The following is a 14,086-nucleotide window of genomic DNA, read 5'->3' on the forward strand; positions in this document are numbered from 1 at the left end:
GCGGCGGACTCCGGAGGGGTCAGGTCGCGGAGGCGGGGCCGGGCGGCAGGTGGACGGTCATGATCAGGTGGCAGGTGGCGGTGCCGGACCCGCGGTAGGTGTGGGGGAGGTCGCCGTCGAAGGTGGCGGTCTGCCCGGCGTCGACGGGGTGTTCCGTGCCGTCGACGATCAGGGTCATCCGGCCTGAGGTGACGCTGACGGTTTCGACGACTCCGGCCTGGTGGGGGTGGCTGGGGTACTCCTCGCCCGGTTCCAGCCGCCAGCGCCAGACCTCGACCGGGGCCGGGCCCGAGGTCGTCAGCATGAGCCGGGCCTCACTGCCCTGCGCTCCGGTCCACAGCGGCGCCACGGCATCGGCGCTCATGACGCGGACACGGCCTTCGGCCGGGCCCTCCAACAGGGCGGAGACCGAGACACCGAGGGTGTCGGCCAACCGGACCAGGGTGGCGAAGTTCGGGTTGCCCTGGGCTTTCTCCAGCCCCACCAGGGCACCCTTGCTCACCTGTGCGCGTCGGCCGAGTTCGTCCAGGGACAGGCCGGCGCGCGTGCGGGCCGCCCTGACGTTGCGTGCGAGCGTCCGCAAGGCTGCCTCTGTCTCGGCCATCCGATCACCATCCTCGCGTGGGGACCGCTGCAATGCACCGTCCGGTCGTTTGGTTGACACAACCCGGTCGATCCGTTGTACGGTTTAGTCGTTCCATTGACATAGTAAGGGATGCACCGTGATCGCTCTGCTGCTGGCCCTGGGCAGTTCGCTCGCCTACGGGTGCGCCGACTTCCTCGGCGGGCTGGGAGCCCGCAAGGCGCATGTGCTGCGCACGGTGATGATCGCGGCCCCGGCCTCTCTCGCGGTCGAACTGCTGCTGTGGCCGGTGCTCGGTGCCTCGTTCAGTGCCGGCGCTCTTGGCTGGGGCGCCGCATCCGGAGTCGCCTCGGCCGTCGCGTTCACCCTGCTCTACCGGACCTTGGCGATCGGTCCGATGAACGTGCTCTCGCCCGTGACCGCGCTGGTGTCCGCCACGCTGCCCGTCGGGGTGGGCCTGCTGCAGGGCGAGCACCTGGGCGCCGCCGGACTGGTCGGACTGCCGCTCACGCTGGTGGCGGTGGTGCTGGTCAGCGCCGGACAGGGGGCCGGGTCGGCGCGTCCCGCTCGTACCGCTCTGCTGCTGGCTTCCGGCGCGGGCGCCGCCATCGCCCTTCAGCTGGTCTTCCTGCACCAGGCGCCGTCCGGCAGCGGCGTGGCCCCGCTGATCGTGGGCCGGGCGGTCTCCTCGGCCGTCACTCTGGCCGCGGCCGGGGTGATGTTCCGCACCCTGGGCTCCGAGCGGCCGGCCTACGCGATGTCGGCAGCCGCCGGTGTGCTGGATTCAGTGGCGAACCTGATGTTCCTGCTCGCCGCCCGCAGCGGGGATCTCGCCGTCGTCGCCGTGATCACCGCCCTCTACCCGGCCGGGACCGTGCTGCTCGCCCGCGGCGTCCTCGCCGAACGTGTCCACCGCGGACAGCTCGTGGGCCTGGGCACCGCTGCCATCGCCGTCAGCCTCCTCGCCCTCACCTGAGCCCCGCCCCCTGGAAGCCCTGACCCGTCACGCCGCCCGCGCACGAACCCACGAAACGGAAACCCCGCTCATGCCCGCCTTCCGCATCTCCCCCGCCGTCGCAGAAGCCTTCCCCGACACGCTCATCGCCCTGGTCACCGCCACCGGCCTGCGCGGCCACGAACCGTGGCCCGATACCGCCGCCACCGTCGAGGAACTGGAGCAGCAGCTCGCCGACGGCACCTGGCACCCCGCCGACGAGACCGACCCCCGTATCGAGGCATGGCACACCGCCTACCGCTCCTTCGGCACCAACCCCCGCCGCATCCGCCCCAGCGTCGACGCGCTCGGCCGCCGCCTGGCGAAGAAGGGCTCCCTGCCGCGCATCAACCCGGCCGTCGACTCCTACAACTCCGTCTCCGTACGACACGGACTGCCCGCCGGCGCCTTCGACGTGGACCGGATCACCGGCGACGTCGACATCCGCCACGCGGACGGCACCGAGTCCTTCACCCCGCTCGGCGAACCCGACACCGTCGAGAACCCCAGGCCCGGCGAGATCGTCTACGCGGACACCACCGGCGTCCTGACCCGGCACTGGAACCACCGCGACGCCCACCGCACCCGCGTCACCGAGGATTCCGCCCATGTCGCCTTCGTTCTCGAAACTCTGCACGCCGACCGCGACGGCGACCTCCTCAAGGCCGCAGCGCACGAGTTGCAGGGCCTGCTCATCCCGCACGCCGAACAGACCGCCCTCTACTGCCTCGGCCCGCTGCAGCCCCAGGCCACCATGTGAAGCGTGCGAGGCTCCGGGGCCGAACGCCGACCGGGTATCCAGTTCCTGTTCCTGGGCGCCGGACCGAGCGCCGACCGGGTGTCCGGTGCGGCGAGTCGGTTGTCGCACGCCCGCCGTACCGCGATCCTTCGTTTGAGGAGCACACGGCGCGGGTTCGAGGAGGCCACGGATGGGCGGGAGGATGTCGGGGAGCAGCGGGCACCGTCGTCGCCCGCGGCGTCCGTACCGTGCGCTGACGGCGGTCATCGCACTCTGCGCCCTGCTGGGCTCCGCCTGCTCCGCCGAGCCGGGCCCGTCCCCCGACTCCGGCGCGGCGGCCACCTCGTACCAGGACCCGCCCCGATGCCGTCGCACCCTGGTGGGTGTGGCGCACCCCGACGACGACCTGTTCTTCTTCAACCCGGAGATCACGCGGACCATCCGGGCGAGGTGCCCTGTCGACATCGTCTACCTGACCGCGGGCGACGATGCCCTGAAGGTCCGTCTGAAGGCGCTGGAGTACGTGGACCGCAGGGAGTACGGGGTGCGGTCGGCCTATGCCGTCATGGCGGACGCGGCCGACGTGTGGAAGCAGTCCGACCTGCAGGCCGACGGCGTCCGGGTGCGGTCGTTCCTGCTTGCCGGCCGAGCCTCGGGCGCAGCCGTCCGGCTGACTTTCCTCGACCTGCACGACGGGCTTCCGCGGGGCCAGGAAGCCGACAGCGTGCTCAAGCTGTTCGACGGCAGCAAGCGGAGCGTCAACGGGTTCCTGGGCGGCGTGAGCTACAGCGAAGAACGTCTGCTCGGTGTGCTCTCCGCCCTGGTCCGGAGCAGCCGTGCGGAACGTCTCCTGACCATGGACTACGACAACGCGTCGTTCGCGTTCGGTCTCGGCGGTGGCGTCGACCACAGTGACCACGGCATCGCGGCCCGGTACTTCAGGTGGACGGGCTACGCCCTCGGGGTTCCCGTGACGTCGTACCTCGCGTACACGATGTCGACGTTGAAGGTGAACCTCACGCCCGGACAGGCGGCCGAGAAGACCGACGTGGCGCGTTGGTACATCGCGAAACGAACGTGTCGTGCCACCGGGCGGTGCGCGAATGTCCCGCCCTATCGCGGCCCGCTGCACAAGGACTGGGACCTGTGGGTCCATCGGCAGTACACCCAGGTTCATCGGACGCCCCGGCCCGGCGAGGTCCTCGGGGACATCGGCCGGACGACGTACGCCACCGGTAGGGATCCGGCCCAGTGCCTCGACGCGGCCGAGGGTTCGTCTGCGGGCCGGAAGGTCCGTATCCACAGATGTGACGGATCGGCCGCACAGCAATGGGCGATGAGGCACAACGGCACGATCGGGCTGCGGCACGAGCCGGACTCCTGTCTCACGGCCATCGGCCAGGAGGTCGGGCTCGAACCCTGCCACGGGGACGGTCCTAGCCAGAAGTGGACCCGCGTGCCGTGGCGGAGCCCGACGTGGAAACGCACGGCATGGCGAATCGAGGACAGCGGGCACCGCTGCCTGTACCAGGACGATCGTGAACTCCCCGCCCGTTGGGACGACCGGGACCGCCCCAGCCCCCGGCTGACCCTTTCCGACTGCTCGGGACCGGTCCGGCCCGAACAGTACTGGGAGTGGGGCGAGTGACGGGTCCGCGGTAGTCCGCGAGGCCCTCGGTCAGGCGCCGACGTAGTCCGCGAGGTGCTCGCCGGTGAGTGTGGAGCGGGCTGCGACGAGGTCGGCGGGGGTGCCCTCGAAGACGACCTTGCCGCCGTCGTGTCCGGCACCGGGGCCGAGGTCGATGATCCAGTCGGCGTGCGCCATGACCGCCTGGTGGTGCTCGACGACGATGACCGACTTGCCGGAGTCGACCAGCCGGTCGAGCAGGCCGAGCAACTGCTCGACGTCGGCGAGGTGCAGGCCGGTGGTCGGCTCGTCGAGGACGTAGGTGCCGCCCTTCTCGGACATGTGAGTGGCCAGCTTGAGCCGCTGCCGCTCGCCGCCGGACAGGGTGGTGAGCGGCTGGCCCAGGCTGAGGTAGCCGAGCCCGACGTCGGCGAGCCGGCCGAGGACGCGGTGCGCGGCGGGTGTCTGCGCCTCGCCGGTGCCGAAGAACTCCGCGGCCTCGGTCACGGACATCGCCAGCACCTCGCTGATGTCGCGGCCTCCGAGGTGGTAGTCGAGGACCGACGCCTGGTACCGCTTGCCCTCGCACTCCTCGCAGGTGCTGGCGACTCCGGCCATCACCGCCAGGTCGGTGTAGATGACGCCCGCGCCGTTGCAAGTGGGACAGGCGCCCTCGGAGTTGGCGCTGAACAGTGCCGGCTTCACGCCGTTGGCCTTCGCGAACGCCTTGCGGATCGGGTCGAGCAGTCCGGTGTACGTCGCCGGATTGCTGCGTCGCGAACCGCGGATCGGGCTCTGGTCGATCGACACCACACCCTCGCCTGTGGGGATCGATCCGTGCACGAGTGAGCTCTTGCCGGAACCGGCGACGCCGGTGACGACGGCGAGCACCCCGAGCGGTATGTCCACGTCGACGTCACGCAGATTGTTCGCCGTCGCGCCGCGGATCTCCAGCGCGCCGGTGGGCTTGCGTACCGTCTCCTTGACGGCGGCCCGGTCGTCGAGATGGCGGCCGGTGAGGGTGCCGCCGGCCCGCAGCCCCTCGACGGTCCCCTCGAAGCAGACGGCGCCGCCCGCCGTGCCCGCGCCGGGGCCGAGGTCGACGACATGGTCGGCGATCGCGATCGTCTCCGGCTTGTGTTCCACGACGAGCACCGTGTTGCCCTTGTCCCGCAGCCGCAGCAGCAGCAGATCGTTCATCCGCTGGATGTCATGGGGGTGCAGGCCCGCGGTGGGCTCGTCGAAGACATAGGTGGTGTCGGTCAGCGAGGAGCCGAGGTGACGGATCATCTTGACGCGCTGCGCCTCGCCGCCCGACAGCGTGCCCGAGGGCCGGTCGAGCGCGAGGTAGCCGAGTCCGATCTCCACGAACGAGTCGAGGGTGTGCTGCACCGCGGTGAGCAGCGGCGCCACCGACGGCTCGTCCAGGCCGCGGACCCATGCGGCCAGGTCGCTGATCTGCATCGCGCAGGCGTCCGCGATGTTGATGTTCTTGATCTTCGATGACCGGGCTTCCTCGCTGAGCCGGGTGCCGTCGCACTCGGGGCAGGTGGTGAAGGTGACCGCCCGCTCAACGAATGCGCGGATGTGCGGCTGCATCGCCTCCTTGTCCTTCGACAGGAACGACTTCTGGATCTTGGGGATCAGTCCCTCGTAGGTGAGGTTGACGCCCTCGACCTTCACCTTGGTCGGCTCCCGCTGGAGGAAGTCCTGCATCTCCTTCTTGGTGAACTCGCGGATCGGCTTGTTCGGGTCGAGGAGTCCCGACTCGGCGTACACGCGCACGGTCCAGAAGCTGTCGGACTTCCAGCCGGGGATGGTGAACGCACCCTCGGCGAGCGACTTGGAGTCGTCGTAGAGCTGGGTGAGGTCGATGTCCGACACGGTGCCCCGGCCGTCGCAGTGGACACACATGCCGCCGGTGCGGTTGAAGGTCGCCTTCACCGTCTTCTTGGTACCGCGCTCGACCGTGATCGCTCCGCTCGCGCGGACCGAGGCGACGTTGAAGGAGTAGGCGCTGGGCGGACCGATGTGGGGTGTACCGAGCCGGCTGAAGAGGATGCGCAGCATCGCGTTGGCGTCGGTCACGGTGCCGACCGTGGAGCGGGGGTCGGCGCCCATGCGCTGCTGGTCGACGATGATCGCGGTCGTCAGCCCTTCGAGCACGTCGACCTCGGGCCGGGCCAGTGTCGGCATGAAGCCCTGCACGAAGGCGCTGTAGGTCTCGTTGATCAGCCGCTGCGACTCCGCGGCGATGGTGTTGAACACCAACGAACTCTTGCCCGAGCCGGAGACCCCGGTGAACACCGTCAGCCTGCGCTTCGGGATCTCGATACTGACGTCCTTGAGATTGTTCTCGCGTGCTCCGTGCACGCGGATCAGATCGTGGCTGTCAGCGACGTGCGGCTCGGGCGGCTGCGGGTCCGTCTTCGTGGCCTTGCTCATCGTCTCTCCATCTGTTGGGCGGGACCGCCTTCGCGGCCTCCGTCGGCCTCGCCCGGCTCGATCCGAACGGTTCGCACAGTACGTCTGGCTTGTTCTTCGTCACCGCGGTCGCGGCACCGGCCGCTGTCTGCCGCATCAGTGGTGCCTGCCAAGGCGGGGTCGGGCCCGACAGGGGTCTCAGAAGGATGCCAGGGAGGCGTCCGGGTGGTCACACGGGAGGAAGGCGCGACACAGGGTGACGTTCATGGCGGTCACGCTAGCTGGAGCGGGATGACCGGCGCTTCTCGATTCCTGATCGGTTGCGGTGCCTGTTTCGGGCCGGAACCGGCGGCCGTGGTGACCGGTCGACGTGTGCCCGGCGCGGCCGTCCATGCGGCGTGCCCGGGACTCCGCACCGGCCTCGGGTGCTGTGGGAAACTGACCGGGTGAAACGGCAGGACCTCGACGACCTCGTGCGGCTGCGGCGGGCCCGCGACCGGATGGACCGCGACTACGCCGAGGCGCTCGACGTCCCGGCGCTGGCGCGTGACGCCCTGATGTCGCCGGGTCATTTCTCCCGTAGCTTCCGCACCGCTTTCGGTGAGACGCCCTACAGCTACCTGATGACCCGCCGCATCGAGCGGGCCAAGGCACTGCTGCGACGCGGTGACCTGACGGTGACCGAGGTCTGTTTCGCGGTCGGCTGTACGTCACTGGGATCGTTCAGCTCGCGCTTCACCGAGCTGGTCGGCGAGACCCCGAGCAGCTACCGTGCCCGGCGCCACGACGACGGCGCCGCCATCCCGGCGTGCATGGCCAAGATCCACACGCGGCCGGTCGGGAACGGCGCGGCGGACCGCGCGGCTCGGCCCTGAGGGCTGTCGTCGTACTCCCTGACGGGCGCACGACGACAGCAGGGGCGCCTTCGGGCGCATCAGCGCCGCGGGCGGCGAGGTGGTGCGGGCGGCGAGGTGGTGCGGGCGGCGAGGTGGGCGGGAACCGATGGACCAGTCCCCGGGGCGCCCGGGCGTCGCGCGCTGCCCGCGGTGCGGCCGCGTCAGCCGGTCGTCACGGGTGCGGTGCCGAGGAAGCCGGCCAGCGCGTCCAGCAGCCGGTCGACGTCCGTGTCGTCGGTGTAGGGGGCCAGGCCGATCCGCAGCCCTCCCTCGTCGCCCAGTCCGAGCCTCCGGGACGCCTCCAGCGCGTAGAAGGAACCGGCGGGAGCGTCGACTCCCCGCTCGGCCAGGTAGCGCGAAACCGCGGCGGCGCTGTGGTCCGCGAAGGTCAGCAGCAGCGTGGGGGTGCGGTGGGCGGCCCTGGAGTGCACGGTGACGCCTTCGAGGCCGGCCAGACCCTGCTCGATACGGGCACGCAGGGCGTCTTCGTGGGTCTCGATGGCCGCGAAGGCGGCGATCAGCCGTTCCCGCCGGGTGCCCTCGGTGCCGGGGGCCAGCCCGGCCAGGAAGTCCACCGCGGCCCGGGTTCCGGCCAGCAGTTCGTAAGGCAGCGTACCCAGCTCGAAGCGCTCGGGAACGGCGTCGGAGGACGGCAGCAGTTTGTCCGGCCGCAGCGTCTCCAGCAGTTCGGGGCGGCTCGCCAGCACGCCCAGATGCGGGCCGAGGAATTTGTACGGCGAGCAGACCAGGAAGTCGGCGCCGAGGCCGGGCAGGTCGACGACGGCGTGCGAGGCGTAATGCACCGCGTCCACGTGCAGCAGGGCCCCGGCACGGTGCACCAGGCCGGCCATGGCAGGGATGTCGGGGCGGGTGCCGATGAGGTTGGACGCCGCGGTGACGGCGACGAGGCGGGTACGCGCGGACAGCACGGCGGCGATGCCGTCGACCGTCAACTCGCCGGTCGCCGGGTCGAAGTCGGCCCATCGGACCGTGGCGCCCACGGCCTCGGCCGCCTGGATCCAGGGACGGATGTCGGAGTCGTGGTCGAGTCGGCTGACGACCACCTCGTCACCCGGTCCCCAGCTCTTCGCCAGGGTGCGCGACAGGTCGTAGGCGAGTTGGGTGGAGCTGCGGCCGAACACGATGCCCCGCGGATCGGCGCCCAGCAGGTCCGCCATCGCGCTGCGGGCGCCCGTCACGACCGCTTCCGCGTTGCGCTCGCCCTCGGTGGTGAGACCCCGGTTGGCGAGCGGATTCGCGAGTGCCTCGGCGATGGCGTCGATCACCGGTTGCGGAGTCTGCGTGCCGCCGGGGGCGTCGAACCGGGCGGAGCCCGACTTCAGCGCGGGAATCCGGGCGCGGACGGCGCCGACGTCGAAGGTCATGCGTACTCCTGGAACGAGAGAACGAGAGGACGATGTGGCCGCCACCGTACGGGCCGGGAGCCCTGCCCCGCACGGGGCTCCCGGGTGCGGGCGTCGGGAATCGGGCGGGAGACCGGCGACGGGGAGTGGTGGCCGCGGCCACCACCCCCCGGAGAGGAGCGTCAGATGTTGCGGTCCTTCGCGGGCGGGGTCATGTAGGTGGTGCGGCTGGGCCGCACCCCGAGCCGCACCTGGGACTCCAACCAGGTGACGGCCGCGCCGGTGGGGTCGACCACCGGGACGAACGGACCGTCCTGCGCCAACCGCTCCTGGAGGGCCCGGGCCACACCGATCATGCCGGTGCAGCCGAGCACGATCACATCGGCCTCGCGCTCGTCCACCGCCGCGCGGGCCTGTTCGGCCAGTCGGTCCACCAGTCGCTCCGGGTCGGTGAGGTCCAGGACCGGGATGTCCACCACGCGGATCGGGCCGAGCCGCTCGGTGAGCCCGTAACGGCGCACCAGGCTGTGCAGCATGGGCAGCACGTTGGGCAGGACGGTGATCACGCCCGCCTTCTCGCCGAGTGCCAGCGACGTCAGCACGGCGGGCTCGAAGCCTCCGACGACCGGGATGTCCACGATCTCGCGGGCGGCGTGCACCCCCGGGTCGCCGAAGCAGCTGATGAACACGGCGTCGGCGCCGTCCTCGGCCGCCGCGCGGACCGCGTCCAGGATTCCGGGGGCGGCCAGGGCCTCGTCGTACTCGGATTCGATGGAGGCGGTGCCTCGGGCGATACGACGCACGTCGATCTCGGTGCCGGGCGAGACCCAGCCGGCGACCTCCTTGCGGACCTCCTCGGTGAACGCGTCGCTGATGACGGGGATCACGATGGTGAGCTTCACAGCACCTCCAGGTGAAGGGGACGGCGTGGGCTTCAGGCTGCGGGGGCCGTAATCCCGGCACAAGGTGCCATCTGCCCTGTGCCGGCCGACGGACAGTGCGGTGTGCCCCGTCAGCGCCGAGTGGGATCCGATGGCTGAATCAGACTCCTGTGCACTGCGCCCTGTCCGCCGTCGATGACGGTGCACGATGCACGATGACGCGGTGGGTCAGGAGTTCTAGCCTCGCCGGAACCTCTCCCTCCAACGTCTCGGAGTCCCCATGGCGTCCTCCGCAGCACAAGACGATCACGCCCTCGGCCGCGTTCCCGACGCAGCGCGCTACCACTGGTTCTCGGTGGCCACCCAGAGGTTCGGCCAGCTCAGCTCCCTGGCCAGTTTTCTCATCGGTGCCACCCTCGGCTTCGGTATGACTTTCTGGAACGCCGTACTCGCGATCACCCTCGGTGCGGTGGTCCTGGAAGTCGTGACCATCTTCACCGGTATCGCGGGCCAGCGCGAAGGGCTCTCCACCTCGCTCCTCGCCCGCTGGACGGGATTCGGTTCGATGGGCGCATCGCTGATCGGTCTGGCCATCAGCGTCAGCGCGCTCGGCTGGTTCGGCATCCAGAACGCGGTGTCCGCGGACGGTCTGGTGAACCTGGTCGGCGGACTGCCCGCCTGGGCCTGGGCCCTGGTGTGCGGCCTGATCATCACGGGTGTGGTGATGTACGGCATCGGTTCGATGGCCTGGATCGCCTACATCACCGTGCCGGCCTTCCTGCTCATGGCCGGCTGGTCGATCGTGGTCGAGCTGTCCAAGCACGACCTGGGGTCGCTGACGACCGCGCAGCCGGCCGGTCCGCCGTTGTCCCTGCTGGCCGGCACCACCATCGTGGCGGGCGGGTTCATCGTCGGTGCGGTGATCACCCCGGACATGAGCCGGTTCAACCGCAGCTCGGCGGATGTCGTCAAGCAGACCGTCATCGGCATCACCGTCGGCGAGTACGTCATCGGCCTGATCGGCGTGCTCCTCGCGCTGGCGCTGCGGACCAACGACGTCATCGCCATCGTGACCTCGACCTCCGGCTTCATCGGGACGCTGATCATCATCGCCGCCACGATCAAGATCAACGACTGGAACCTCTACGCGGCCTCCCTGGGCGTGGTCAACTTCATCGACCAGGTCTTCGGCAAGCGGGTCAACCGCGGTGTCGCCACCCTCGTCGTCGGTGTCGCCGGGTCGGTGCTGGGCGCCACCGGCATCCTCGACAACCTGACGGGCTTCCTGAATCTGCTGGGCGTCCTGTTCCCGCCGATCGCCGGGATCATGGTCGCGGAGTACTTCGTGGCCCGGACCTGGCGCGCGTCCCTGGACAACACCCGGAACGAGGGGGTGCTCCCGGCGAGCGCGCCCACCTGGGTACCTGCGGGCATAGTCGTCTGGCTGGTCGCGGCACTCGTGGGCAAGTACGTCGACTGGGGCCTGCCGTCCATCAATTCGGTGGTCGTCGCGCTGGTGCTCTACATCGCGGCGGCCAGGCTCGGACTGGTGCGCGCCGTCGGCACCTCCCCCACCTGCACCGAAGGGAACGATGCCGCTCCGACCGCCGAGACCCAGCCCGCCTGAGGCCGGGCGTACCCGCGCGGACCGCGCCGCCGCCGTCCCGGTGACCCGGACGGCGGCAGGCACTGACAATTCGTCAGGGCAACTGCGGTACGCACATCCGCCGGAAGCCGGTGCGGCCGGCCGGGCACGGGGCCCCGCCCCGGCCGGCCGCTCGGCCACACGACTGCTGGACGCCTTCACGGAGGCGAACGGGCCCCGCCCGGGCGCGCCGCACGACCCCTCCGGGTCCGGCGAGCGCCTCGGCGGGCCACCGGCCGACAGGCCGTCAGAAATGAGAAAGGACACTCCATGCTCCGACTGGGCATCGACGTGGGCGGCACCAACACGGATGCGGTCCTGATCGACGGCGACCAGGTGCTGGGCGCCGTCAAGGCGTCCACCACGGCGGACGTGACCGGCGGCATCGTCGCCGCCATCCGCGACCTGCGCCAGGCGGCGGGCTTCGAGCCGGCCGCGATCGACGCGGTGATGATCGGCACCACCCACTTCATCAACGCACTGGTTGAGGGTGAGCGTCTGGCACAGACGGCCGCCATCCGCTTCGGCCTGCCGGCCACCCGTGCCCTGCCGCCGCTGGTCGACTGGCCCGCGCGGCTGGTGGCGGCGGTCGGCGGCCACAGCTACCTGTGCCACGGCGGCCACGAGTACGACGGCAGCCCGATCGCCGCGTTCGACGAGGCGGAGTTCCGCGCCGTCCTGGACAGGGCCGTGGAGTCGGGCGCCACCTCCTTCGCGTTGTCCTCGGTGTTCTCGCCGGTCAACGCGGAATTCGAGACACGGGCCGCGCAGATCATCGCCGAGCAGTTGCCCGGCGCCCCGGTCAGCCTCTCGCACGAGATCGGCCGGATGGGCCTGCTCGGCCGCGAGAACGCGACCGTCATCAACGCGGCGCTGCGCGACCTGGCCGACCTCGTGGCGACCGGGCTGAGCCGTACCGTCGCCGAGGCCGGCATCACCGCTCCGGTGTTCCTCAGCCAGAACGACGGCACGTTGATGGACATCGACTACGCGCGCCGGTACCCGGTGGCCACCTTCGCCTCGGGTCCGACCAACTCGATGCGCGGCGCGGCCTTCCTGTCCAAGCTGCCCTCCTGCGCGGTGCTCGACATCGGCGGCACCACCAGCGATGTGGGCATCCTGCAGAACGGCTTCCCGCGCGAGGCGTCCACCGACGTCAGCGTCGCCGGGGTGCAGACCAACTTCCGCATGCCCGACGTGCTGTCCATCGGCATCGGCGGCGGCAGCCACGTACTGCACACGGCCTCCGGCGTCGGAGTCGGCCCGGCCAGCGTCGGCTACCGGCTCACCGACGAAGCACTCGTCTTCGGCGGAACCCGGCTGACGGCCACCGACATCGCGGTGGCCGGCGGGCGCGCGGACGTGGGCGACTCCTCACTGCTCTCCCACCTCAGCCGCGCGGACGTCGCGTCGGCACTCGACGTGATCGACAGCCGGCTGGCGGAGGTCGTGGACCGGATGCGGGTCTCCGCCGACCCGGTGCCGGTCGTCGCCGTCGGCGGCGGCAGCATCCTGGTGCCGGAGAATCTGGCGGGTGCCTCCCAGGTGGTGCGTCCGGAGCACTTCGCGGTGGCCAACGCCATCGGCGCGGCGATCGCCCAGGTGGGCGGTGAGGTGGACCGGGTCTACTCGGTCGTACCGCAGCAGCGCGACGCGGTGCTGGACGAGGCCCGCCAGGAGGCGATGGACCGCGCGGTCGCCGCAGGCGCCCGGCCGGGATCGGTCGAGATCGTCGATGTCGAAGAAGTACCGCTGGCCTATCTGCCGGGCAACGCGACGCGTGTCCGGGTCAAGGCCGTCGGAGAGCTGAGCCTGGGAGGCCACGATGCGTGAGATCACTGCCGAGAACCTGCCCGACCTGGCGCGGGGCGCGGCCGTTCTGGGGACCGGTGGCGGTGGCGATCCGTTCGTCGGACGGCTGCTCGCCCAGCAGGCACTGGCCCAGCACGGCCCGGTGACGCTGCTGGACGTCGACGAGATCGACGACGACGCCGTGGTGATTCCCACCGCGTTCATGGGCGCGCCGACCGTCATGCTGGAGAAGCTGCCCTCGGGCGACGAGGTGTTGCGGGCGCTGCGTGCGATCGAGGAGCTCATCGGGCGCGAGGCCACCCACACGGTTTCCCTGGAGGCCGGCGGGCTCAACTCGATGACCCCGTTCGTGGCCGCGGCCGAGGCAGGGGTGCCGCTCATCGACGCCGACGGCATGGGCCGTGCCTTCCCGGAGCTGCAGATGCTGCTGCCGACACTCGGCGGGATCCAGGCGTCCCCGATGGCCATAGCCGACGAGCGCGGGAACGCGGTCACTCTGCGTACCGACGACAACGCCTGGGCCGAGCGCCTGGCCCGTGCGGCGACCATCGAGATGGGGTGCAGCGCGGCGGTCAGCCTGTACGTACTGACCGGACGTCAGGTCAAGGAGTTCATGGTCCCCGGCACTCTCTCGCTGTGCGAGAAGGTGGGCCGGGCCATCCGCGAGGCCCGTGAGGGCCACAGCGATCCCGTCGGGGCGGCCACCGGGGTTCTCGGCGGGCGCCGGGTGTTCAGCGGGAAGATCAGCGATGTGCAGCGCACCACCCGGGGCGGCTTCGCCCGGGGCCATGCCGTGCTGGCCGGGCTGGGCGAGGACACCGGCTCGGTGCTTGAGCTGTCCTTCCAGAACGAGAACCTCGTCGCGACCCGTGACGGTGAGGTCGTGGTCAGTGTCCCCGACCTGATCTGTGTGCTGGACACGGACACCGGTGAGCCGGTCACCACCGAGACGCTCCGCTACGGCCTGCGGGTCAGCGTCCTGGGTGTGCCCTGCGATCCCCGCTGGCGGAGCCCCGAGGGTCTGGCGCTGGCGGGACCGGCCTACTTCGGCTACGAGCACACCTACGTTCCGGTGTGAGCCGAACGTTCCGGTCTGCGCCGAAGTGGTGTGATGATCGAGA

Annotated in this window: 11 protein-coding genes; 7 read left to right on the forward strand and 4 right to left on the reverse strand. The window is 70.8% G+C overall.

The genetic code is table 11. From position 1 onward, the window contains the following. Window positions 1-19: 19 nt before the first annotated feature. The gene (locus ACFVUT_RS16070; protein WP_389650006.1) at window positions 20-604 is read right to left on the reverse strand and encodes a helix-turn-helix domain-containing protein; all 585 of its coding nucleotides are present in this window, start codon (window positions 602-604) and stop codon (window positions 20-22) included. A 118-nt stretch (window positions 605-722) separates the two neighbouring features. On the opposite strand from ACFVUT_RS16070, the gene ACFVUT_RS16075 reads away from it, so the two are divergent. The 3 genes from ACFVUT_RS16075 to ACFVUT_RS16085 all read left to right on the forward strand — a co-directional run bounded on the left by ACFVUT_RS16075 (window position 723) and on the right by ACFVUT_RS16085 (window position 3,964). Next, a complete protein-coding gene (locus tag ACFVUT_RS16075) occupies window positions 723-1,559 on the forward strand; it encodes an EamA family transporter (protein WP_389650003.1) in 837 nt (278 codons plus the stop codon). 70 nt (window positions 1,560-1,629) lie between these two features. After that, window positions 1,630-2,337, forward strand: a complete 708-nt coding sequence (locus ACFVUT_RS16080; protein ID WP_389650001.1) for a B3/4 domain-containing protein — start codon at window positions 1,630-1,632, stop codon at window positions 2,335-2,337. Window positions 2,338-2,506: 169 nt separating this feature from the next. Continuing rightward, complete coding sequence (locus tag ACFVUT_RS16085) at window positions 2,507-3,964, forward strand: ricin-type beta-trefoil lectin domain protein (protein ID WP_389649998.1); 1,458 nt, start codon at window positions 2,507-2,509, stop codon at window positions 3,962-3,964. Between the two features lie 30 nt (window positions 3,965-3,994). On the opposite strand, the gene ACFVUT_RS16090 is transcribed toward ACFVUT_RS16085, so the two are convergent. Continuing rightward, window positions 3,995-6,388: an ATP-binding cassette domain-containing protein gene (locus ACFVUT_RS16090; RefSeq protein ID WP_389649995.1), complete on the reverse strand. Its 2,394-nt coding sequence runs from the start codon at window positions 6,386-6,388 to the stop codon at window positions 3,995-3,997. A 479-nt stretch (window positions 6,389-6,867) separates the two neighbouring features. Between ACFVUT_RS16090 and ACFVUT_RS16095 the strand changes: the two genes are divergently transcribed. After that, on the forward strand, window positions 6,868-7,242 hold the full coding sequence (locus ACFVUT_RS16095) for a helix-turn-helix transcriptional regulator (RefSeq protein ID WP_389650439.1): 375 nt from the start codon (window positions 6,868-6,870) through the stop codon (window positions 7,240-7,242). Window positions 7,243-7,424: 182 nt separating this feature from the next. Here the strand turns inward: ACFVUT_RS16095 and ACFVUT_RS16100 are convergent, their stop codons facing one another. After that, the gene (locus ACFVUT_RS16100) at window positions 7,425-8,648 is read right to left on the reverse strand and encodes a cysteine desulfurase-like protein (RefSeq protein WP_389649992.1); all 1,224 of its coding nucleotides are present in this window, start codon (window positions 8,646-8,648) and stop codon (window positions 7,425-7,427) included. Window positions 8,649-8,809: 161 nt separating this feature from the next. Further along, a complete protein-coding gene (locus ACFVUT_RS16105) occupies window positions 8,810-9,529 on the reverse strand; it encodes an aspartate/glutamate racemase family protein (RefSeq protein WP_389649989.1) in 720 nt (239 codons plus the stop codon). 259 nt (window positions 9,530-9,788) lie between these two features. Here ACFVUT_RS16105 and ACFVUT_RS16110 point away from each other — a divergent pair, with 259 nt between their 5' ends. The 3 genes from ACFVUT_RS16110 to ACFVUT_RS16120 all read left to right on the forward strand — a co-directional run bounded on the left by ACFVUT_RS16110 (window position 9,789) and on the right by ACFVUT_RS16120 (window position 14,043). Further along, the gene (locus tag ACFVUT_RS16110) at window positions 9,789-11,135 is read left to right on the forward strand and encodes a purine-cytosine permease family protein (RefSeq protein ID WP_389649987.1); all 1,347 of its coding nucleotides are present in this window, start codon (window positions 9,789-9,791) and stop codon (window positions 11,133-11,135) included. Window positions 11,136-11,423: 288 nt separating this feature from the next. Beyond that, complete coding sequence (locus tag ACFVUT_RS16115) at window positions 11,424-12,986, forward strand: hydantoinase/oxoprolinase N-terminal domain-containing protein (RefSeq protein WP_389649984.1); 1,563 nt, start codon at window positions 11,424-11,426, stop codon at window positions 12,984-12,986. Then, window positions 12,979-14,043: a DUF917 domain-containing protein gene (locus ACFVUT_RS16120; protein WP_389649981.1), complete on the forward strand. Its 1,065-nt coding sequence runs from the start codon at window positions 12,979-12,981 to the stop codon at window positions 14,041-14,043. Before ACFVUT_RS16115 ends, ACFVUT_RS16120 begins: the two co-directional genes overlap by 8 nt. The last annotated feature ends 43 nt before the right edge of the window (window positions 14,044-14,086 follow it).

Source organism: Streptomyces sp. NPDC058051 (assembly GCF_042885475.1).
In the GTDB taxonomy this organism is placed as follows: Bacteria; Actinomycetota; Actinomycetes; order Streptomycetales; family Streptomycetaceae; genus Streptomyces.